Origin of the sequence: Polyangium sorediatum, assembly GCF_029946465.1 — a bacterium.
GTDB lineage: Bacteria > Myxococcota_A > Polyangia > Polyangiales > Polyangiaceae > Polyangium > Polyangium fumosum.
In genome coordinates, this window is sequence record NZ_JARZHI010000041.1 from 39,985 (window position 1) to 61,914 (window position 21,930).

The following is a 21,930-nucleotide window of genomic DNA, read 5'->3' on the forward strand; positions in this document are numbered from 1 at the left end:
CCAGAGTGGGCCATGCAGGGCGAAGGCGCCGCGGGGTCCGCTTCAGCGGGGAAGCGAGGCCACGTCGATGCGGCAGGAGACGGGGAGCGCGAGGCCGACCTGCTCCAGGGAGATGGGCGTCTGCGTGATGGCGTTCGGCGGCTCGCACGCGACGAGGTGGAGCGGCGCGGTCTGGGATTCGGCCACGCGGGCGAAGGCGCGCGCGCGCTCGACCCAGCGCTTGACGAGCTCGGCCCGGTGCGACTCGGGGTCGCGGAGCTTGACCTCGGGCGAGCCAAAGGCGACCTCGAGCTCGGGGGCGCCCTCGCCTCCGGAAGGCACGAGCGCGTCTTCTTTGCGTGAGGCCTCGACGAGCCCCGCGACGAGCTTCGCGCGCGCCCAGTAGCCCGCCTCCGCGGCGAGCGGGACCTCGACCGCGCCGTCCACGGTCACGACGAAGCTCGCCGGCGGCGGCTTGTCGTCCTTCACCTTCGTGTACGCCGGAGCCGCCGTGGTGTTCGCGCCGAGCATGGCGATCGTGGCCGCGCCGCCCGTGGACGCGCCGAAGCGCTCTTTGATGGCGAGCGTGGCCTTCTCCAGAAGGTCGAGCCCGGCCTTCGGATCCGCGAGCTCGACGCGCAGGACGAAAGGAACACACGCGAGGTCCGGGCGCACGACGAGCGCGCCGCGCGTGTCGCCGTGGCTCGGGATCGAGGGCCCGCTCGGCGCGGAGAACGCGGACGACGCGCCGCCGTACGACGAGCTCGCGAGGAGCGAGGGCGTGCTCGGCTCGGGGACGGCCGCGCCGCACGCGGTGGCGAGGAGACCGAGCAGAAGCGGGACAAGACGGACTTTCTCCATGGGGCGGCGAGTCTACCCGCAATCACGCCGGGATCGCTGGCGCGTCCGTCTGCCCCGTGCTCTAACCTCTCCCCTTCGAGAACCGCCGTGCCCTCCGACCGAACGCTTTTTCAAAAGCTCTTCTCCTCTCGGCCCGTGATCCTCGCGCCGATGGAGGACGTCTCCGACGCCGTCTTCCGCAAGCTCTGCCGCGAGCTCGACGCCGAGCTTTGCGTGACGGAGTTCGTGAACGTCGAGGGCCTCCTGCGCGGCTGCCGCAACGCGCGCCGGAAGATCACGCTCGCCCCCGACGATCAGCCGACCGCCATCCAGATCTACGGCTCGGATCCCGACCGCCTCGCCGAGGCCTCCGAGATCGCCGCGGCCGCGGGCCCCTCGTTCGTCGACATCAACTGCGGCTGCTGGGTGCCGAAGATCGCGGGCCGCGGCGCGGGCGCAGGCTGGCTCCGGAATCCGACCGCGATGGTCGAGATGGCCGCGATGGTCGTGCGCCGCGTGTCCATGCCGGTGACGGTGAAGACGCGGATCGGCTGGGGCCCCGAGTCGGAGATGCCGATCGTGGAGCTCGCGAAGCGGCTCGAAGGCGCGGGCGTCTCGGCGTTGACCATCCATTGCCGGACGGCGCAGATGGGCCACTCGGGGGCGGCGGACTGGACCTGGGCGGCGCGCGCGAAGAGCGTGGTCGGCATCCCGGTGATCGTGAACGGCGACATCAAGAGCGCGGAGGACGCGCAGCGCGCGCTCGCGGAGACGGGCTGCGACGGCGTGATGGTGGGCCGTCGGGCGATCGAGCACCCGTGGATCTTCCGCGAGGCGAAGGCGCTGCTCGAAGAGGGCCGGTTGATCGAGCCGCCGACGCCGGAGGAGCGAATCGCGCTCTGCAAGAAGCACCTCGTGATGAACACGGAGGAGCGCGGCGAGCCGCAAGGCGTGCGCGTGACCCGGCGGCACCTCGCGGGGTACCTGCACGGGCTGCCGGGCGCGGCCGCGCTCCGGCGCGCGCTGAATGCGTGTGACTCGCTGGAGGGGTGCCTCGCGATTCTGGACGAGGCGCTCTCGCGACGGGCGGCCTGACCGACCCGACGGGGTGGTGATGGCGCGCGTTCGGGTGGGATGAGTTACGAATAGGCGCGCCTCCAAGGCGCCTGTGCGCGTCTCCAAGACGCCTGCGCAAGTCTCCAAGACGCCTGCGCGCGTCTCCAAGTCGCCTGCGCGCGCCTCCAAGACGCGTCTGCGCTTCTCCAAGACGCCTGCGCACGTCTCCAAGACGCCTGCGCGCGTCTTCAAGTCGCCTGCGCGCGTCTTCAAGTCGCGTCTGCGCGTCCCCGGAGTCGGTTGAGGGCGTATCGAAGTCGCGTCCGCGCGTCTCCAAGTCGCCTACACGCGTCCTCCGGGTCGACGGAAGGCGCCTCCAAGGCACGCGCGCGCGTCTCCAAGTCGCGCGCACGCGTCTCCGACGTGCATCCTCTGGGGTGATCCGCCCAAGCACCATTTCCCCTCCTCGGGCTCGCCCCGACCTCGCATGACCGTGCCCCCCGATGGCAAGGAAGCCCGCAGCGTGGCGTACTCGGCCTCCGGCAAGCTCGCAGGGGGGGCCATGCGTTCTGCTTCTGGTATCCGACCGGGACTTTCCAAGAACCGCGAAGGCTCGACAAAGGACGGCCGGCGTATCCTCGTCGCTGACGACGACGCGACCCGCAGGCGCCTCATCGGCGCGCTCCTCGTCGAGAAATACGCGCCCGCGGTCGCCCTCGAAGCCGCCTGCGTGCCTACCGCGCTCGAAGCCCTCCTCGTGCGGCACCCCGATCTCGTCGTCGCCGACCTCGGTTTGTCTGGGCATTCCCAGGGCGGCTTTCGCCTGATCCTCGACGCGGCTTCGCTCGGCGTGCCGGCGGTGGTCACGAGCGGGCCCATTTCACGTGCCCTCGAAGAGCGGCTCGCCCAGCTCGGCGTGGGGTGGGTGCCCAAGGGTTCGTCGGAGCAAACGCTCCTGGCCGCGATCGACCGCGCCCTCGAAAAGCCGCGCGGGACCGAGCGCGGAGGTGAGCCCCGGAAGGTGCCCTCGGGGCCCAGGATGCATACAGCGTGAGCGGCGCGTCCGTGGCGAGCCGCGAGCGCTGAAAGCGGGATGTCGCGAGACAAACACCAGGCAGCCGGGCCCCCTTCGGAGACCGGCGAGCGAGGAGAGTTCGACGCCGCCCTGGCCGCCGAAGGCCTCGACGACGAGCTTTTGCGCCAGCTCGGCCACCTGCTCGAAATGGAGCTCGTGGATCCGCCGCGGCGCACACGCAAAGAGCCGCTGCGGCGTCGCGCCGAGGCGCATATCGTGGTGGCGCGCCTGTCCTTCGAGGCGCGGCTCTCGGATCGCGCCGAGGTGGAGGCGCACGCGGCGCTCGCGCTCGCGCCGGACGACGAGGCGGCCCTGGGGCTGCTCGCGGCGATTCACCACGCGCGCGGCGAGCTCGGCGCGGCCATCACGCTGCACAGCGAAATGGCGGCCCGCGCCGGCGGCGAGCCCTCGGCGCTGGCCACGCTCGGGCGGCTCTTCGAGGCGAGCATGCGCGAAGAATCGCCGTCGGCCCGCGCGCCGCACGTCGCGCCCGAGGCGGGGCCCTTCACGGGTTTGTCCGAACTCGAGCACGCGTTTCGCGTGGCCTTCGCGGGCAATTTGCAGGGGGCGCTGCGCATCGTGGATCGGGTGGCGGCGCGGGCGCGCACCGAGGCGCGGGGCGTGTACAAGCTCGCGATGCTGGAGCGCGCTTTTTTGCTGGAGCAAGCGCAGGACGTGCGGGGCGCGATCACCACGCTGGAGCGCCTCGCCGACGAGCCGGGGCTCGCGAGCGACGTGGAGCGATTGCTCTGCCTCTCGCTCCTCTATGAACGAGAGGGAACCCCCGAGCGGATCCGCCGCGCGCTCCGGGCCGTGCGATATGCCTACCTCGTCACGCGGCGCCCGACCTTGCTCCGGCGTATCGCGCGGCTCGTGGGCAAGCTCGGCCATACTCGCCTCGCCGAGCTGTTCGAGGCGCGTTACCTGGAAGTCTTTCGCCGCCGCATGCACGTGCTCTCGCTCCGGGAGGCCGCGCGCGCGCTGCCGACCGTGTACGTGCCGCCGGAGGGTTTGTCCGTCTTGCCGTTCGGGCATCGGGCCGTGCAACACCTCTTCGATCGGATCCGGGATCGCAAGCGCCCCGAGCACCGCAGGCGCGCCGCCGCGCTCGCGCTCTGGAGCGGCGATGCGGCGCGCGCAGAGGCGATGTACGCGGAGCTCGATAAAGAGGGACAAACCACCCCGGTGGATTTGCTTTATCTCGCCGATGCGCTCGAGGCGCTCGGGGAGCACGCGCGCGCGCGTTTGGCGCGGCGGCGCGGGGTCGCGGGGCTCGATCGGCCGGACGCCGCGGCGCTCGCGCGGCTGCTCGGGCACGACGATGCGAACGCAGAGGACGCGCGGGAGGCTTTGGGATCCCCGGAGCGGCTCGCGGAGGCGGCGTCCGTGCTGCGGGCGCGACGCAAGACGCACCCGGAGGATCGCGCGGCCGTGCTCTCGCTCGCGCGCCTGGCCGAGGCGCGAGACGAGGTCGACGTGAAAGCACGATATGAATCCCACGCGCGCGCCCTCGCGGACGCCGCGCGCACGCCGCGCCCGTACGTGCTCGCCGCCGCCGCATGGCGACGCGGCGGCGAGGTGCGCGGCGTGATTCACGAGCTCTGGGCCGATAGCCGCCGCACGAAGCGGGGCCGCGGCGGCCTCGACGAAAAGGACGTCCTCGGCTCGGTCGCGCCGGACCTCCGCGCCCGCGCGGTCTCCATCTTCCAGGCCGTGCGCGCCTTCGTCCGATCTCGATATCCCCACCGCGTCGATCCCGAGCTCGATGATCGCCGCTTTCTCCTCCGTTTCACGAAAGACGACGAGCCCTCGTCCGGCGACAGCGCCGGCCTGCCCATCGCCGTCGCTTTCGCGAGCGTGATGCTCGGGCTCTCCACGCCGAGCGACGTCGCCTTCTCCGGCGCCGTCATCTGCGACGCGCACGACGTCCTGTCGCTCGCCCGCATCGGCGACGTCGACGCGAAAATCGAGGGCGCCTACGAGCGTCGCCTCTCGCGCATCGTGCTCCCCGCGCAGAATCGGGACGACGTGACGCACGCCGAGCGAGTGCCGCGCAAGATCGCCGAGCACATGGTCGTCTTCGCGCGGACGCTCGACGAGGTCCTCGAAGCGATGTTCCCCGAGCTGGTTTGAAGGGTTTCGCCCCGCGGCGCGCAGCGACGCGAAGGGCGCGCTCGCGTCGACAAAACAAAAATGGGCGTCGGCCGCCGTCACGCGAACGGTGACGGCGGCCTAGACCCAACGGCGCGTGGAGGGCGCGCCGGGAGACCGGCCGGCGGGCGGCCCGTCTCCCGCTTCAATCGTTTCCGATCAGAAGCCGCACGCGCGGCACATCGCCTCGTACTGCTGACGAGCGATCTCGCGCTGACGCACGATCTCGGCCGTGAAGGGGGTCCACCCCGTCCACGGCGTGGCTGTCGTGTGGCTCAGGCCGCTGCGCTGCGCGAAGAACGGGTCGATGCTCGTCGGCAGGCCGCCGAGGTGCTGCGCGCCCGTCCACGCCGGGACCGACTGCATGGCGTAGTTGTACGGATACACGCCGTACGGCGAGTGTCCGAGGCCCGCCGTGTAATCCACGCGCGGATCGATGCCCTGCACGGGCACGCCGAACGGGGCGGCGGGGCCGAACTGGGTATGCGAAAGACCGGTCATGTCGCGGTTGATGTCGCGGTTCAGGCCGATCCGCTGCGTGCGCGCCAGCACCTCGATCGTCTGGGCGAGGTAATCGTTGAGGACGCGGAGGTTGTTGATCTCGAAGGTCTTGGGATCCATGTTCGTACCCCCCTGAATCAGGGCTCGTGCACTATCTCCGCCCCGGGGCCCTATGCCCCGGCGCGGCACTACCTTTCCAGCGCGGAGCGCCAGAAATCCTTGCCGGGTGCGGGAATCGCGCGTGCGCCGCACCCGAAAAACTCATTTCACGTCGATCGGGATCTCGGTCGCGTCGTTCCCCTGGCCGTCCGTGGGAATCGCGATCGTGAGGACGCCGTCGCGCAGCGTCGCCTCGATCCCCTCGCGCCGCGCCCGCGGCGGCAGCGCAATCGTCCGGAGGATCGGCCCCTTGCGCCGCTCTTCCAGCCGCATCATTCCCGCGAGCGATCGCGAAGCCCCGCGCTCGCCGCGAATCGTGAGCGCGTCGCCCGTCACCGACACGGCGAGCTGCTCGCGCGGGCATCCGGGGACGTCCACCATCACGCGCACCTCGCGCTCGAGCTCGACGACGTCGACCGGCGGCGGAAGCGGGGTCTCTCCCCCCTTGCCGCGCGGGTCCACCGCGACGCGCGCCTTCTGCTCGAGGAGCGCCTTGAATTGCCGGTAATGGCTCTCGGCATGGGAGGCGGGATCCACCTCCGGCGGAAGCTCGTAACGACCCGGCTTGATGGCACGTCCGGTGAGCGATTGGTACACGCTCGCGACCTCGGCGATCGCTTGCTCCACGTTCAACATCGAAGTCCCCTCCAGGAAAATGCCGCGATGGCCGTCCGGGGCGATTGAAAGCCCGCTGAGACGCGCCGAAGTGCGCAGAAACGCGCCACCTCGCGCATTTCCTGTTCGCCGCAACCGCGACGAGAAAGGACACTACGCGGCTCGTCGCCGCCTGTCTGTCGGTCGCGACAGTGTTATCGATTCAGGAGCTTCCGGATCGCCGGACGTAGAATGCCAGAGTCCCGACGGCATTTCCCGGATGAACCCGCAATGCCTCGGGAATTCCTTGGTTTTTCGGCTAGGGGATCGCGGCGAGGTTCGCCCACGTCGGAGCGCGCGAATATGCCCAGCCAAAACAGTGATATGCCCGGACGATACACGCATACGCCCGCGCCAAACGCGCGTATGCCCGGACGCGACGCGGGCGTGATCAGAGCGCCGAGTTTTTCCAGGGATCGAGATCGGCGAGCGCGCGCTCGGCCATCGCCTCGTACCGCGCGCGCTTCGTGAGCCTCGACTTCGTGCCTTCGAGCGGCGGCAGGTGCGCCCACGTGATGTTCGAAGGCTGATACGAGGGCTGTTCGCGGCCGAGGTGCGTGACGATGCCGCCGAGCGCCGTCGTCTTCGGCGGTGGCGCGAGAGGTTTGCCCGCGAGCCGCTGCGCGAGGAGCACCGCGCAGACAAACCCCGCCGCCGCGCTCTCCACGTAGCCCTCGACGCCCGCGACCTGCCCCGCGAGGAAGACGCCCGGCATCCGCAGCATCTCCATCCCAGGGCCGAGCACGCGCGGCGCGTCGACGAACGTGTTGCGATGCACCGAGCCGAAGCGCAGAAACTCCGCCTCTTCGAGGCCCGGGACCATCCGGAAGACGCGGAGCTGCTCGGGGTACTTCATGCGCGTCTGAAAACCCACCATGTTGTACGCCGTCGCGGCGACGTCCTCGGCGCGGAGCTGGATCACGGCGTGCGGCCGCCTCCCCGTGCGCGGATCGACGAGCCCGACAGGCTTCATCGGCCCGTACGCGAGCGTGCGCTCGCCGCGCTCGGCCATGACCTCACAAGGCAAACAGCCCTCGAAGTAACGCACGTCCTCGAACTCGCGCGGCGCGACCTTCTCCGCCGCGACGAGCGCCGCGACGAACGCGCGGTACGTCTCCTCGTCGAAGGGGCAGTTGACGTACGCCTCGTCGCCGCTCTCCTCGGCGTCCTCGGCCATCATCTTGCGGCCGGGCTCCTGGGCACGCTCGGCCGTGCCCTTGCCCCAGCGCGACTGCTTCCACACCTTCGACCAGTTGATCGAGTCGGCGCTCAGGATGGGCGCGATCGCGTCGTAATAGGCGAGGTGCTTCGTGCCGACGGCCTCGGCGATCGAGGAGGCGAGCGCGTCCGCCGTGAGCGGGCCCGTCGCGAGGATGACGGGACGCTCGTCGCGGGGGATCTCGGTGACCTCGCCTGTCTCGACCGTGATGCGCGGGTGCTCGCGCATGGTCGCCGTCATCTCGGCGCCGAAGCGCTCGCGGTCCACGGCGAGCGCGCCGCCCGCGGGCACGGACGTTCGATCGGCGACGCGCATGAGGAGCGAGCCGACGCGGCGGAGCTCCTCCTTGAGCAAGCCGACGGCGTTCGCGAGCGCGGCGCCGCGCAGCGAGTTCGAGCAGACGAGCTCGGCGAAGAAATCGCTCGTCTGCGCGGGCGTGCGGCGCGCGGGCTTCATTTCGAGCAAGCGCACGTGGTGGCCACGTTCGGCGAGCTGGAAGGCGGCTTCACAGCCGGCAAGGCCGGCGCCGACGATGGTGACGTCGTGGGAACGAGCTTCGGTCATGGTGTCGGGGGCGGAGGCGCGCCCGGACGAGCAGGCGCGCCTTGGGGAGGGAGGATCGAGGGGGTGATCAGGCCGAGGCTCGGCCGTTGCTCTTCGACTTCGTCGGCGTCTTCGTAGCGCCCTTTTTCTCGGCCGTCTTGGCCGCGGCCTTGGGCTTCGCCTCGGCCTTGGGCGCGGGTTTCGGCTCGGCCTTGGCCTTCGGTGCGGTGGGTGAGGGCTTCGGTGCGGCCGTCGCGTCGGCGTCCGCCGCTCCACCTTCCCCCTCGTCACCCGCAGCGCCCTCCGGCGCGGCGCCGGCGACGCCCGCCTCGTCCTCCTCGGGCACCTCTTGCTTGAAGCCGCAGTCCTTCGTCGCGCAGACGAGCATCGGCTTCTTGCCGGCCGTGCGCGTCAGGAACTTGGCGCCGCAGGTGGGGCACGGGGTGGCGATGGGCTTCGCCCAGAGCTTGAAGTCGCACTTCTGCTCGGCGTTGAAGTTCGAGCAGCCGTAGAACGTGCGCCCGCCCTTCTTGCGCGGCCGGACCTCGATGAGGTCGCCGCCGCACTGCGGACAGGCGACGCCGAGGGGCACGGGGCGCGCGTTCTTGCAGCCCGGATACCCCGTGCAGGAGAGGAAATCACCGAAACGGCCGGTGCGGATCACCATGGGCTTGCCGCACTTGTCGCAGGTGATGTCCGTCTCGCGCACGGCCTGCGCGCTGTTCGAAAGGTCGCGCGTGGCCTTGCACTTGGGGTACCGGCTGCAGCTCAAGAAGTAGCCGTTCTTGCCCCACTTCTTGATCATCTCCCCTTCGCCGCACTCCTCGCAGGGGATGCCCGTCTTCTCCGACGGCGGCTTCCACGAGGCGAGCTTCTTCGCCGGCTCGAGCTGCTGGCGGAAGCGCTTGTAGAAGCGCTTGAGGAGCTGCTCGCGCTTGATCTTGCCGGCGCCGACCTCGTCGAGCTCCTCCTCCATCTGCGCGGTGAAGTTCGGATCCATGAAGTCGAGGTTCGAGCGCACGAGGCCCTCGACCACGAACTTGCCGAGCTGCGTCGGCTGGAACGCGCCGCCGGGCAGCTTCTCCACGTACGCGCGCTGCTGCACCTTGCTGATGATCTCGGCGTACGTCGACGGGCGGCCGATGCCGCGCTTCTCGAGCTCACGCACGAGCGAGCCTTCGTTGTAGCGTGCCGACGGCTGCGTGAACTTCTGCTCCGTCACGACGCCGGGCGTCGTCGAGAGGCGGATCACGTCGCCCTCGTTCATCTCGGGCAGGAGCGCGTCGCTGTCCTCCTCGACCGGCGCGGCCTTCGCCGCCGCCGTGGGCTCCGGGGCCTCGCCGTCCGCCGCGGCCTCTTCTTCGCCCGCGAAATCACGCTGCCCCTCGGTGACCTCGAGCCAGCCCTTGTCCTTGAGCACGCGCCCCGTCGAGCGGAGCATGTACGACTTGCGCGACGCATCGCCGCGCGTCGGCTCCGCATGAATCTCGACCGTCGTGCGGTCGTAGACGGCGGGCGTCATCTGCGAGGCGACGAAGCGGTTCCAGATGAGCTTGTACAGCTTGTACTGCTCGTCCTTGAGGTGCTTCTTGACCGACTCCGGGTGGATGTTGACGTCCGTCGGCCGGATCGCCTCGTGTGCGTCCTGCGCGTTCTTCTTGGACTTGTAGACGTTCGGTTTGTCGGGAACGAACGACTTGCCGTACCGCTTCTCGATCGCCTGGCGCACCTCGGTGACGGCGTCGTCGCTGACGCGCGTCGAGTCGGTACGGATGTAGGTGATGAGGCCGACCGGGCCGCCGTCCTGCTTGAGGTCGACGCCCTCATAGAGCCCCTGCGCGACCTGCATCGTGCGCTTCGTGCCGAAGTGCAGGCTGTTCGTCGCGTCCTGCTGGAGCTTCGAGGTCGTGTACGGCGCGGGCGGATTGCGCTTCTGCTCGCGGCGCGTGACCTTCGCGACCTTGCAGTTCGCGCTCTCCAGATCGGCGCGCACGAAGGCCGCCGTCTCGCCGTTCTTGACCTCGAACTTCTCGCCCTCGGCCGCCGCGAGCTTCGCCACGAAGGGCGCGCCGCTCGGCGCGGAGAGGCCGGCGGAGACGTTCCAGTACTCCTCGGGGACGAACGCATCGATCTCGCGCTCACGGTCGACGATCAGCCGCAGCGCAACGGATTGAACGCGGCCGGCGGACAGACCGAAGGCGAGCTTCGACCAGACGAGCGCCGAGACGTCGTAGCCCACGATGCGATCGAGCACGCGGCGAGCGCGCTGGGCGTCGTAGAGGTTGATGTCGAGCGGGCGCGGGTGCTGGACGCCGTGGTCGACGCCCTTCTTCGTGATCTCGTGGAACTCCACGCGCTCGACCCGGAGCTTGTCGTCCTGGATCTCCTCGAGGATGTGCCAAGCGATCGCCTCGCCCTCGCGATCAGGGTCGGTCGCCAGGAGCACCGCGTCCACCTTCTTGGCCGCGTCCTTCAGCTCCTGGAGGACTTTCTCCTTCCCGACGATGACCTCGTACTTCTCGGTGAAGTCGTTCGCGACGTCGACGGCGTTCTGGTTCTTGGGCAAATCCTTCAAATGCCCCTTGGAGGCGACGACGTCGTACCCCGAGCCGAGGTACTTCTTGATCGTCTTCGCCTTGGCCGGCGACTCCACGATGACGAGCGTCTTGGCCATCACCACCTTCTGATCGAGCAAATTGCGTGAGGACGAAGGGAAAACCCAGGGGGCCCGCTCGGCTCAACAACGAGCAGGTGGGCCCATCTAGCGCTTGCCCCGCCGGTAGGAGCCGGCGGGGCCCTCTACTACTACGGCCTGTAGTGTCAACGTCAAGAGCGCCCCAGCGACCGCAGGAAGAGGCGCTCCGACCGTATCGCAGATCACGTCAAGGTGCGTAGGGGTGTCCCCCAAAACACCAAGAACGGCCTTTTCGAGAGGATCGAAGCTCCCTTCGAAGGGGAGCGGGAGGTCCCGCGCAGGGAGCCGCGGCTCCGTCTCCGTGCGCCGTTTGCGAGGAGAAGGGCCGTGACCCACGGCGCCGAGGACGTCCGCCATGCAAGTGACGGCGCGGGCCCCCATGGCTAGCTCCTCCGCGCAGCCCGCGCCAGCCTCGGACCACGGAGGATGCGGGACGACGCCGAGCGGGCGACCGAGCTTGCGCGCCGCCGCAGCCGCCGAGCGAGCGCCGCTCTTGAGGCCCGCCTCGACGACGACGGTCGCGAGCGTGAGCGCCGCGAGGACGTGGTTTCGCGCGAGAAAATGCTGAGGGCGCGGGGGGATCGTGTCAGGCAAGCGCGAGAGCAGCGCGCCGCCCGCGGCGAGGACACGATCGAAGAGAGGCACGTGTTCGCGCGGGTACGGGCAGTCGAGCCCGGCGCCCGTGACGACGACGGTGCGCCCGCCGGCCTCGAGCGCAGCCTCGTGCGCAGCCGCGTCGATGCCGAACGCGCCGCCGGACCAAACGGCGAAACCCGCGGAGACGAGGTCGCGAGCGAGGACGCGCGTGAAGGCGCGCGCCTCGGCGCTGGCCGCGCGACGGCCGACGACGGCGACGCCGGGCAAGGTGGGAAGGGCGCCGCGCAAGTACAAGGTCGGCGGGGCGCGCTCGGGGGTGGCGAGGGCGCGGAGGACGGCGGGATAAGCGGGCGCGTCGGGCGCGAGGACGATGGAGGGAGGCACGCGTGTCCATCGACGGCGCGCGGCGCGAGTTGCGCGAAATCGTCTCGCTTCAACGTTCGCGGGTGACGGGGCGGAACTGCTGGACGAGCACCATGCCGGAGCCTTTGCGCACGGTGACCGAGAGGTTGCCGATGAAGGGTTCGAAGAAGGAGAAGCAGTCGTCCTTGCCGCCGATGACGGCGGTCGGCCCGGTGCGCGCGTCCTCTGCAACGATACGCACGGGCGCGGGTTCGCCCGTGGTGAGGAACGCGTCGACCTCGACGACGCCGAGGCCGCCCTGCGCGACGACGGTGACGCAAGCGCCGACCGGATACGAGACGGGCACCCACGCGCGCTGTCCCTCCGCGAGCGTCACGCCGAACCGCGCGCCCTCCGCGGACATGCCCGCCGTCTCACCGCGCACCGAGCCATCAAACGCGAGCCCGAGGACACGCGAAGGCTTGACGTCGGGGAGGAGCGGGAGCGCAGGCGCGGCGTAATGTTCGAGGAAGAGGCGCGCGGCCTCGGGATCGGGCACGTGCGCGGGCGCGGCGTCCGCGGCGACGGCAGGCGCGGAGGCGGAGGCGGAGGCGGCCACGGTCGCAGAGGAGCGGCCACGGCGCGGGGGGAGCGGGTCGATGACGAGAGGCTGGGAGTCGGCGCGGGAGCCGCACGCGGGGAGGAGCGTGGCGGCACAGACGGAGACGATCACGAGGCGCATGTGCAAGTCCCGCTTGACATCGTACGCGATCTGCGCGGGGAGGCGGCGCGGCGCAAGCGCGAAGCTACTTCTCTGCGGCTCCACCCTCGACATCCTCCGCCTCGGTCAACCCGGCTCGCCTCCGCGCCGTTGGTCTCACCCGGTCCGCGAGCTCCCCCTTGCCTGCGAGTTCGAAGAGCCCCGTCAGGGAGTCCGCGATCCCCTGATACACCCCGTTCCATGTCGCCGTCGCCGCGTTCCGCCGCTGGAGCGTCACCTGCGCTTCCCGCTCCTCCCGCCGCACGTCGCCGAGCGCCGTACGAAGCGCGTCGACGCGCGCCTTGAGGCTGTCGGCGAGCGCCTTCGGGTCCACCGAGACGCCCTCCTGCTTCGGCGCCTCGACGAGAGGGCGGTTGCGCAAGAGGCGCTCGGTCGTGCAGGCGGCCTCGATGAGGTGCTCCGCGTCGCTCGGCGTCTCGCCCGAGAGCCCGTACGCGCTGAGGATGGGCGCGCCGTACACGCCGGAGAGCGTGCTGCGGATGCCGATCATGCGCGCGCGGAGCTCGTCCTTCGCGGAGTCCCGCGCGGCCCGCGGCTCGCCGTCGTCGGCGAGCTCGGTCGCATGCGCCTGGTTCGCGGCCGAGAGCTCGTCCACGGAGCGCTGCGCGAGCGCGCCGAGCGCCTGCAGGAAGACGGTCACCTGGAAGTCGGGCGGCGAACCGTCAGGGAACAACGCCCTCTCGATCGCCGCGGCAGTCTCGTTCCCGTGCACCGAGATAGCCGAGGTCAAGGTGCGGGTGATCGCGACCCGATCGGAGACGAGCTTGGAGACGTCAGCCATAGGAAGGCCCCTTTCGTTTGGGACGGGAGCGTACACAGGCTCACGGTTTTTAGGGGCGGTTTTGTTTTGAAAGGCGCGGTGGGAAGGGTCCTGGAGGGGTGGCGAAGGGGAAGGGGTGAGGTGCAAGCGCTTGGGACAGGTCGTCTTGGCCAAGGAGACGGCGCAAACGGTCTCGGGCGGACGTGCACAGTTGCAGGGGCGGCCTGGACGTGCTCGGGGAGCGCGTTCCGCGATGATGCTTGGCCCACCGAGACTCCCGGGCCTATGTTCCCCGCGTGGCGGCGAGCTGGGCAGCGCTGTTGAAGAGCCTGCAAGAACGGCAGGAGGGCGGAAAAGCGCTCACAGCGGCCGTTGTCTGGAAGGAGTTCAAACGGCAGGCAGCGCGCTCGAACCGAGAGGACGTGAAACGGCTGGCGGACGTCGGCGAGGGGATGACGCCGGAGGATCGGGCGCATTTTGCAGTCGTGGTGATGCCACTGCTCCACAGGCTCGACTGGCCGCCTGCGTGGGATGCCGCGCGTCCCGACTTGATCCTGGCGCTGGAAGCACTGCTTCAAGAAACGACTTCAACAAAACCCGACACTTTCGCTGCGCATCTCTCGGAGAGCTCTCCGCCTAAACGCGAAGCCGGTATCGCGATTTTCGGTATGGCTTGGGGTTCGCTCGAAGTAGCGCTCGACATGCTACGGCGGCCTTGTCCTCCCGGCGAGCTACAGAGCGTGGCGAAGCTCTGCCAACTTGGCACAGTTCCCGCTACTCTCGCCTTCGAGATCTCGAAGGTGGGCAAACCGCCATCGTCTGAGCCCAAGTTCGATGCGCGCAGCCGATACGTCGAGGCGTTTGAACGCTATGCACGCGCAGCGCGGGCCATGAATGATGCCGTCGGCACCGTTCTTTTTCAGGGCCTCGATCTCGGCGGGGTCAGGGATTCCTGATGCACCTCCTCCGCCTCGACATCGAGCGCATCCGCGCCGTCGAGAAGCTCTCGCTGGATTTCTCCACACCTCTCGGTGGACCGCGACGGCGGGTGGTTTTTCTCGGAGCGAACGGCGCCGGTAAGACGACCATCCTCGCATCGATCACCTACGCGTTCGATGCCCTGTCCGAGGGAGGCGGCGTAAAATTCGGCGCGCGTAAGTTCGGCGCAGGAGACGTTCGCGACACGCTCGTCGGCTCGTCTGCGCTGCGGAGCGCCTCGGCGTCCCCGCGATTCGGCGTCATCGATCTCGAACTTTCGCTGTCGGATGACGAACGAGCCACGGCAAAACAGGCCGTCCCAGAGGCTCCGCCGCGCGGCTCGCTTTACTTCAACGTGGGCCGCGAGCATGCAACCTTCGATGATCTGTTGGCGGAACTCTCCGAGAAGAAGGGGCTTACCGATCCGTTTTTCGATGTTGCTCGCACCGCAACCCTGAACGCCCGCCCGCCCTGCGTTCTCTTGCCCGCCGATCGAGGCATCCTCGAACCTGCCGACCGCACGCGCATCGGCGATCTGTTCTTTTTCGATCCACGCCAGCAGTGCCTCTCTCCGCATCGCCGACGCTTCGCAACCCTCGCTGCGCGCCTCGCCTTCGCCGCACTCGATCCCAAGCGATACGATCCCCACGGCACGATCGCGCGGATGCGGAAGGTCCTCAACAAGTACTTCCCGGAACTCCCGCGTCCCGAGGATCCGACGAACCCCGCGTCCCCCTACAAGACCCAACGCGGCTCGCTCGTTCAGCTCGAATCGCTGAGCGACGGCGAACGCGCCCTGCTGCTGCTCCTCGGCGAGATCGCGCTCCGTCCGCCCCACGGAGGCATCGTCCTGATCGACGAGCCCGAGCAACACCTCCACCCGCGGTGGCAGCGCACGCTCCTCGAAGCGCTTGCCTCGCTCGTGCCGACGGCGCAGCTCGTCCTCGCCACGCAGTCTCCCTACCTCGCGGCCTGCGCCCCCGACGACGTCATCGAGATCGGAGACTGGAAGCGCGATGGGCAGTGAGACGCGAACCCCCGGCACCGCCGCGGGCATCGACAACATCCTCCGCAACGCCTTCCACGTTCCTCCCACGCCGAGCCTCGGGATTCACGAAGCAGCGCTCCGCATCCGCGAGAGCATCGCGCACCACAACATCGCCTGCGTCCGCCTGGAGATCTCCGACGCACCGGTGCGACGAGGAACCCTCTTCAACGCAGCCAACGTGCGCGTTCCGTTCCCCGAAGGAGACGCCTACGAACGCTGCTACGTCGCGCTCGTCGACCCGGAGCCGATGGCTCGTTGGGGCCACCCCGCGCACTGGGCGTTCGTGCCGGCCGACGGAGAGGGCGAGGTCGTCTTCACGGAGACGAACCTGCCCGAGCACGGCAAAAGCGCGGTCTTGTTCCTGCCCGCGCCGGAGGAGCCGTGAGGGTACGGGCCATCCTCTGGTGCGGCTACGTCAAGCCCGCCCGCGTCCAGTTCGGAAGGCATGCATCTCATGGCGAGCACCCGGACTACGACTTCGCCGCGTCGGTGCACGACCTGGAGCTCGCCATCGTCGCCGCCCACACCCTCGGAATCGCAGCACGAGACGTCCACGCGTTCGTGTGTCGCGACGATCTTCTGCCCCCTGGATTCGGCGGCGGCATCCACCCGCCGACGCGTGACGCGCTGTCGCAGTTGACCACGAGCCTCGCGCGCGCCTCCAGGCCGGAGGATCCGCTCCTGTTCCTCGCATCGAACCACGGCGAGCGCGAAGGGCTCTTCGTGACAGCTCCCGTCGACGAGTTTGCCGAGCCGGCGAGCGAGGGCCCGTCCTACCTGACCCCCGAGGACCTCGCCGGCTGCCTCGACGCTCTCTCGGGCCCTCAACTCTTGGTCATCGCGACCTGCTTTGCAGGGATCTTCCTCCCGCTCGGCGAACGACCGAACCGCGCGGTGCTGACGGCCTGCTCGGCAGAGGAGCGGTACTACGTCGAAGACGAGGAGACGCCCCACTCGCCCTTTCCGCACATGCTCCTGGGGAAGTGGCGCGGGGCGGTCCTGCCGGGCCGCCCGCCCCTCCCATGCCAGCCCCTCGCGGATGCGTTTGCTGGTGCGGAAGTCGAGCTGGTAGGGAAGGGTCGAACGCGACCTCACGCCCGCGGATCCGTCGCTGGCTTCTAATCCAGCCCCCCATCCGCAGCGACCGCCCTCCCCTCCTGCTCCACCGCTCCGGCGTTGAACGTCATGAACGACCGGATCGACCACCACACCAGGTTGAACCAGGCCGGCGCGGGCAGCTTCCTCGTCACGCCGATCTCGACCAGGCCGAGCGAGAAAAACAGCACCGGCATCAACGTCCCGAGATCCGCGCGGTGATCGAGCGCGCTCCGTACGTCGCCGTTGATCTCCGCGAACGCGTGCGCCACGGCCTTCGCCACGCGCGTCGGGCCCGGCAGCGCCTCGTGGCCGAGGTCGGTCAGCTTGCGGCCCTGCTCGTCGCGCTCGTCGGCCACGAGCCGCTCCAGCATCACGCGCACCGCCTCGGCGTCGAGCGTCCCGTCCTCGCGCTCCACGATCACCGAGCCCGTCCACGGCCGCACCTCCACGCGCTCGCAGCTCGGATCCATCATCGCGAGCTTCTCCGCGACCCGCAGGCACGCATCGCGCTGGCCCACGATCGCGCGGGATCGCAGCCGCACGCGGCGCGGAAGGCTATGCACGAGCTCACTCCACTGCTCGCTGGGTATCACGTCTCGTCTCCCCTTCCCTCTCGCTCGACGACGCTCAGTGCGCCGACGATCCGGCCTGCGCGGCTGCCGCGCTCGGCACGTGTTTGCCGTTGCCCGTCGTCGCGCCGGCGCGACGGCGGCGCGGCACCTCCCGCAGGTGACGCGCGCGCTCCTCCACCTCGGCCCACAGGTCCTCCGCGTGCTCGCGTTGCCGCTCCACGACGGCGCGGCCGAGCCGCGCGAGGTGCAGGCCGAGCGCCCCGATCTCCACGACCGCGGGCTTGAGCCGACGCGCGGTCCCCATCACGACGACCGCGCTGCCGAAGCCGAGAATGAACGATGGCGTATGAAATTTCATCGACGAGCCTCCTCCTCGAACATTACGGGCGACGACGCCCAGTCCACCGGCGCGTGCCGATCGTCCCCTCGCACCAGGGTCGATCCCGCCGGCATGCCGCGTCGATCCACCACGATCGGAGCCTCCGGCTCGAACAGCGATTTCCCTTCCCGCGCGAGCGTCGGGAGCAGACCGAGCAGCACCGCGATCGAGAGCTCGATCGGGCCGAGCGGCGTCGTGCCGAGCACGCGGCGTAGACCCGGCAGGCCGAGCGCCGCCGCCTGCAGACCGAGGCTCGCGACGAGCGCGCGGTGGAGCTCCGGGTTCGGCTGCGACCCGCTCGATCGGCACGAGCGTGCGTGAAGGAGCTGCGCCACGACGAGCGACGCGAACGACATCGTGCGGGCCCGCGGCAAGCTCGCGCCAGGCCCGAGCGCTCCGATGCCGTACGCGGCGAGCGAGATCGCCGCCATCTTCGAGGCCTCGCGCGCGAGCTTTTTTCCGCGCGCCGGCCCGAAGAGCGGCACCTGCGGATCTCGCGGGGGCCTGCGCATCACGTCTGCGTCCGCAGGCTCGATCGCCAGCGCGAGCGCAGGCGCGACGTCCGTCAGCATGTTGATCCAGAGGAGCTGCAGCGGACCGAGCGGCTCGGCGCCGACGACCGAGCCGGCGAGCATGACCATCACCTCGCTCGCGTTCGTCGCGACGAGGTACTCGATCGCGCGCCGCACGTTGTCGTAGAGCCTTCGCCCCTCGCTCACCGCGTCCGCGAGGCTGCCGAGATCGTCGTGCGCGAGCACCACGTCCGCGACCGCGCGCGCGATGTCCGTCCCGCGCTCGCCCATCGCCACGCCGACGTCCGCGGCCTTGAGGGCCGGCCCGTCGTTCACCCCATCGCCCGTCATCGCCACGATCGCGCCGCCGTCCTGCAGCTCGCGCACGACGTCGAGCTTCGCCTCGGGCGTCACGCGGCTGTAGACGTCGGGCGCGCCGATCCCCAGCTCGGCGCCGATCGCCTGCGCGGTCCGCGCTTGATCGCCCGTCAGCATCATCGTCCGCACGCCCGCGCCTGCGAGCACCGCGAGCGCCTCGCGCACGCCACGCCGCGGCGGATCCCGCATCCCCACGAGGCCCGCGAGCACGAGCGGCGCTTCGTGCGTTGGCTTCGAAGCACCGTCTTTCCGCCACGCGAGCGCGAGCACGCGCAGCCCCCGCGACGCCATCGCTTCGTTCATCGCGAGCAGGCGCGCGCGCTCGGACGGCTCCACGATCGCGCGCTCGATCACCGGCTCCGGCGCGCCCTTCACGAGCTCGATCCGACCGAGCTCCGGGTGCTCGTGCACCGTGACCATGAACGGTCGGTCCGCGCTGCGACGCTCCTCGCGCACCCGCTTCGCCGCGCCTCTCCGCCGCCGCACCGGGTAGCCGATCGCCATCGCGAACTCGACGAGCGCGCGCTCCGTGCCGCTGCCGCTCGTGATCGCGTCGCGCTCGTCGAGCTCCACGTCCGCGTTCAGCGCCGCGATACGCCCGATCTCCCGCAGCGACGAGACCGGCACGCGCCGGCCATCTTCACCGACGAGCCCGAGCGACGGAGGCGCCCCGTTCTCGCTCACCGGCGCGCCGTATTCGACCCGCACGAGCCCCTCGCCCGGCAGGAACACCTCCGCGACGCGCATGCGGTTCTCGGTCAACGTCCCGGTCTTGTCCGCGCACACCACGCTCACCGCGCCGAGCGTCTCGGCCGCCGCGAGCCTGCGGATCACGATGCCCTTGCGGTTCAGCCGCTGGCTCGCGAGCGCGAGCGCCGTCGTCCCGACCGCGGGGAACCCCTCGGGGATCGCCGCCACGCCGAGCGCCACGGCCGAGCGCGCGAGCGCCGCGAGCGGCTGACCTCGCAAGAGCCCGAGCGCCGTCACCGCGATCGAGCTCCCGAACGCGAGCGTCGCCACCCTGCGCCCGAGCTGATCGAGCTGCTGCTCGAGCGGCGCTGCGCGATCGGCCGTGTGCGACAGCGCGCGCTGGATCGCGCCGAGCTCCGTCGCGCTGCCCGTCGCCACGACGATCGCGCGCGCGCTGCCCGTCGCCACGACCGTGCCCGCGTAGAGCATGTCGTCGCGATCCGCGACCGGCGCGTCCTCGACCACCGCGGCCGTCTCCTTCTCCGCCGGCTCGCTCTCGCCCGTCAGCGTGCTCTCGTCGACCGTCAGATCCGTGGCCTCCACGATCCGCGCGTCCGCCGCGATCGCATCCCCGGCGCGCACGCAGAGCACGTCGCCCGGAACGACCTCGCTCGCCGCGACCGTCGTCTCCACGCCGTCGCGCAGCACGCGCGCCCACTCCACGCGGAACTTGCTCCACGCGTCGAGCAGCTCCTCCGCGCGCGACTCCGTGAAATATCCGACGACCACGTTCGAGCCCACGACGAGCAGGATCGCGCCAGCTTCCAGCAGATCGCCGAGCAGCACCGACAGGCCCGCGGCGCCCGCGAGCAGCGCCGTCGGCACCGTGAAGATCTGGCCCGTGAGGATCTCCAGCGCCGTGCGCGGCGCGACGCCGGCGAGCACGTTCGGGCCGACCTCGCGCAGGATCCGGTGCGCCTCGATCGCCGTGAGGCCACGCTGCAGATCCACCGAGAACGCCTGCGTGAGCTCGTCGATCGAGCGCGCGTGCCACGGCGTCGTCGGCGTCGTGTCGTCCTCGTCGTCGTCGCTGCCGTTCGCCCCGTACGCACGGATCACGTCGCGCACCGAGGCGGCCGCGCTCTCGGCGATCCGCGACAGCGAGGGCGGCGGCGGCCCCTGCGAGTCCTCGTGTTCGGCCAGGATCGACAGCACCTCGGCGCGCGTCGTCGGCGCGTTCGGCGCGAGCACGCAGAGCACCGTCCCCGTATGCTCGTTGGCTCGCGCCTCGACGACGCCCGGAAGCTCGCCCAGGGCGCGCTCGATCCGCCTCGCGCGCACGGGCTCTCCGAAGAGCCCGGCCACCTCGACCCTGAGGCGCTGCGCGCTGTGCACCACGCGCCCAGAAGGCTTGCCAACATGTCCCAATGGCGCGCGCCCTCGGGCGAGGGCGCGCCACTTCATGATCGCCGAACGCACTCGGGGGCGCGCACGCAAAGAGCGATCCACGGCGCGCTCGAGCGGCCGCGACCGCACGGCAGGCGAGCTCTTCGGAGCTTTTTGCGGCTAGTTCGGCGTGAACGAGATCCAGGCGCCGTCGAGCCACGTGTCGTCTTGCGAGAACGCGCCGACGTAGCTCGCCTTCGTATCGAAGAAGCCGTCGCTCGGCGGCGTCGCGGCGCCCGTCGTGAGCGTCGCCTTCGGCCGGAAATCAGGCGCTTGCCGATCGTAGGGCGCGACGAGCATGGGGTCCGTCTCGGCGTTGCCGGCGTCCAGGAACCACTTGACCTCGTCGAAGCCCATGTCGTCGTCCTTCTCGGAGCCCGTGCCGTCCGGCGTCTCCACATACGCGATGTTTTGCACGAGATTTCCGTGGAAGATGGACGCTTCGAGTTTCACGGACGTGGGCGCGTCGCGCACATCGACGCCCGCCTCGAAGCCCGTGGCGACGATGTTGTGCAGGTTCGCCCTCGTCGCGCGGCGCAGGAGCATCGCGTATTGCTGCTTGTCGACGTCCACGTTCTTGCCGATGAGCGTCGCGTTGTAGATCGTGGGCTCGGAGAGCGGCGCGTTCGTCGTGCCCATCGCGTCGTTGTCGCCCTCGAAGCCGTTCGTGTCGTCCACGGCGGCCGGATCCTGCTGGACCACGACGAACTGGAGGTTTCCAGTATACCCGAGATCCCAGTCGATCCCGTCGTCCTGGTTGTACGTGCAGACCAGGTGCTTCGCGTTCACCGTGCCACCGAAGAACTCGAAGCAATCGTCGAGCGTGTAGCGGACCTGGACGTAATCGACGGTCGTCCCGCTTCCGACGCCGGCGAACGTGAGCCCGTTGATCTCGTTGTCCGTCGAAAGGAGAATTCCGCCGAACTCGATCCGCACGTACTTCAGCACGCCGCTGTTGTCGGCCGGGTCGGTCCCGCCGTACTCGGTCTCCGCGGTCGCCTCGATTCCCTCGACGTTCGCTTTTCCGCCGGGCACGTTGATCGGCGCTTTTCCGAGCAGGATGACGCCGCCCCAGTCGCCGGCCGTGCGGTCCCCAGGCTCGGCGCGGCTCGTGAAAACAATGGGCTCGTCTTTCGTGCCCTCGGCGTGGATACGAGCGCCCGGGTCGATGACGAGCGTGCCGAGCGTGGACTTGTCGCCCTTGATCGTGGTACCCGGCTCGATCGTGAGCGTCGCGCCCGCGCGCACGTGCACGATTCCCTTCAACAGCCAGTCCTGGTCGGCCGTGAGCGTCAGATCCGACGTGATGCTCGCCGGGATCTCGTTGTTCTTCGCGGGGGGCGTCGGATTTTCTCCATTTTCGTCCCCGCCGCAGCCCATCAGACTGGCCGCAACGAGCGCGCTCGTCGCAAGCAATACCTTCGATCGCATGGTGGGTATTTCCTCCGCCCGCGCATTCTGGTCATGCCGCGTGACG

Annotated in this window: 19 protein-coding genes; 7 read left to right on the forward strand and 12 right to left on the reverse strand. The window is 69.9% G+C overall.

The annotated features are described in order from the left end of the window. Positions 1-42 precede the first annotated feature (42 nt). Positions 43-840 carry a hypothetical protein gene (locus QHF89_RS33015; protein ID WP_284721223.1) on the reverse strand — a complete coding sequence of 266 codons (798 nt, stop codon included), beginning with the start codon at positions 838-840 and terminating at the stop codon, positions 43-45. A gap of 87 nt (positions 841-927) precedes the next feature. On the opposite strand from QHF89_RS33015, the gene dusB reads away from it, so the two are divergent. The 3 genes from dusB (at position 928) to QHF89_RS33030 (ending at position 5,083) form a co-directional block, all read left to right on the forward strand. Continuing rightward, positions 928-1,914 carry a tRNA dihydrouridine synthase DusB gene (dusB, locus tag QHF89_RS33020; RefSeq protein WP_232379822.1) on the forward strand — a complete coding sequence of 329 codons (987 nt, stop codon included), beginning with the start codon at positions 928-930 and terminating at the stop codon, positions 1,912-1,914. A 523-nt stretch (positions 1,915-2,437) separates the two neighbouring features. Then, a complete protein-coding gene (locus QHF89_RS33025) occupies positions 2,438-2,929 on the forward strand; it encodes a response regulator (protein WP_284721224.1) in 492 nt (163 codons plus the stop codon). Between the two features lie 39 nt (positions 2,930-2,968). After that, positions 2,969-5,083 (forward strand): S16 family serine protease, encoded by a 2,115-nt coding sequence (locus QHF89_RS33030; protein WP_136971561.1) that lies wholly within the window; start codon positions 2,969-2,971, stop codon positions 5,081-5,083. 177 nt (positions 5,084-5,260) lie between these two features. On the opposite strand, the gene QHF89_RS33035 is transcribed toward QHF89_RS33030, so the two are convergent. The 7 genes from QHF89_RS33035 to QHF89_RS33065 all read right to left on the reverse strand — a co-directional run bounded on the left by QHF89_RS33035 (position 5,261) and on the right by QHF89_RS33065 (position 13,373). Next, on the reverse strand, positions 5,261-5,722 hold the full coding sequence (locus QHF89_RS33035) for a hypothetical protein (RefSeq protein WP_136971560.1): 462 nt from the start codon (positions 5,720-5,722) through the stop codon (positions 5,261-5,263). 141 nt (positions 5,723-5,863) lie between these two features. Beyond that, positions 5,864-6,397 carry an Hsp20/alpha crystallin family protein gene (locus tag QHF89_RS33040; RefSeq protein ID WP_136971559.1) on the reverse strand — a complete coding sequence of 178 codons (534 nt, stop codon included), beginning with the start codon at positions 6,395-6,397 and terminating at the stop codon, positions 5,864-5,866. 409 nt (positions 6,398-6,806) lie between these two features. After that, a complete protein-coding gene (trmFO, locus tag QHF89_RS33045; RefSeq protein WP_136971558.1) occupies positions 6,807-8,198 on the reverse strand; it encodes a methylenetetrahydrofolate--tRNA-(uracil(54)-C(5))-methyltransferase (FADH(2)-oxidizing) TrmFO in 1,392 nt (463 codons plus the stop codon). 67 nt (positions 8,199-8,265) lie between these two features. Beyond that, complete coding sequence (topA, locus tag QHF89_RS33050; protein WP_136971557.1) at positions 8,266-10,851, reverse strand: type I DNA topoisomerase; 2,586 nt, start codon at positions 10,849-10,851, stop codon at positions 8,266-8,268. Positions 10,852-10,938: 87 nt separating this feature from the next. Beyond that, positions 10,939-11,853, reverse strand: coding sequence for a DNA-processing protein DprA (locus QHF89_RS33055; RefSeq protein ID WP_136971556.1), 915 nt, complete (start codon positions 11,851-11,853; stop codon positions 10,939-10,941). A gap of 49 nt (positions 11,854-11,902) precedes the next feature. Further along, positions 11,903-12,637: a hypothetical protein gene (locus tag QHF89_RS33060; RefSeq protein WP_136971555.1), complete on the reverse strand. Its 735-nt coding sequence runs from the start codon at positions 12,635-12,637 to the stop codon at positions 11,903-11,905. Further along, a complete protein-coding gene (locus tag QHF89_RS33065; RefSeq protein ID WP_136971554.1) occupies positions 12,618-13,373 on the reverse strand; it encodes a hypothetical protein in 756 nt (251 codons plus the stop codon). The genes QHF89_RS33060 and QHF89_RS33065 overlap by 20 nt, the downstream gene beginning before the upstream one ends. Before the next feature lie 275 nt (positions 13,374-13,648). Between QHF89_RS33065 and QHF89_RS33070 the strand changes: the two genes are divergently transcribed. Genes QHF89_RS33070 through QHF89_RS33085 form a run of 4 tightly spaced genes read left to right on the forward strand, consistent with a single transcriptional unit; the run spans position 13,649 to position 16,500 of the window. Beyond that, the gene (locus QHF89_RS33070; RefSeq protein WP_136971553.1) at positions 13,649-14,308 is read left to right on the forward strand and encodes a hypothetical protein; all 660 of its coding nucleotides are present in this window, start codon (positions 13,649-13,651) and stop codon (positions 14,306-14,308) included. Then, positions 14,308-15,357: an AAA family ATPase gene (locus QHF89_RS33075; RefSeq protein WP_136971552.1), complete on the forward strand. Its 1,050-nt coding sequence runs from the start codon at positions 14,308-14,310 to the stop codon at positions 15,355-15,357. The genes QHF89_RS33070 and QHF89_RS33075 overlap by 1 nt, the downstream gene beginning before the upstream one ends. Further along, complete coding sequence (locus QHF89_RS33080) at positions 15,347-15,763, forward strand: hypothetical protein (protein ID WP_136971551.1); 417 nt, start codon at positions 15,347-15,349, stop codon at positions 15,761-15,763. Before QHF89_RS33075 ends, QHF89_RS33080 begins: the two co-directional genes overlap by 11 nt. Continuing rightward, a complete protein-coding gene (locus QHF89_RS33085) occupies positions 15,760-16,500 on the forward strand; it encodes a hypothetical protein (protein ID WP_136971550.1) in 741 nt (246 codons plus the stop codon). Before QHF89_RS33080 ends, QHF89_RS33085 begins: the two co-directional genes overlap by 4 nt. Here QHF89_RS33085 and QHF89_RS33090 read toward each other — a convergent pair. From QHF89_RS33090 to QHF89_RS33105, 4 genes are all read right to left on the reverse strand, one after another. After that, on the reverse strand, positions 16,497-17,069 hold the full coding sequence (locus QHF89_RS33090) for an HMA2 domain-containing protein (RefSeq protein WP_136932647.1): 573 nt from the start codon (positions 17,067-17,069) through the stop codon (positions 16,497-16,499). The two genes, QHF89_RS33085 and QHF89_RS33090, sit on opposite strands and share 4 nt — an antisense overlap. Positions 17,070-17,103: 34 nt before the next feature. Further along, positions 17,104-17,406 carry a hypothetical protein gene (locus QHF89_RS33095; protein ID WP_284721225.1) on the reverse strand — a complete coding sequence of 101 codons (303 nt, stop codon included), beginning with the start codon at positions 17,404-17,406 and terminating at the stop codon, positions 17,104-17,106. After that, entirely contained in the window at positions 17,403-20,405 is a 3,003-nt protein-coding gene (locus QHF89_RS33100) for a cation-translocating P-type ATPase (RefSeq protein WP_284721226.1), read from the reverse strand. The genes QHF89_RS33095 and QHF89_RS33100 overlap by 4 nt, the downstream gene beginning before the upstream one ends. Before the next feature lie 168 nt (positions 20,406-20,573). Then, positions 20,574-21,884 (reverse strand): T9SS C-terminal target domain-containing protein, encoded by a 1,311-nt coding sequence (locus tag QHF89_RS33105; RefSeq protein WP_136971547.1) that lies wholly within the window; start codon positions 21,882-21,884, stop codon positions 20,574-20,576. Positions 21,885-21,930: the final 46 nt, after the last annotated feature.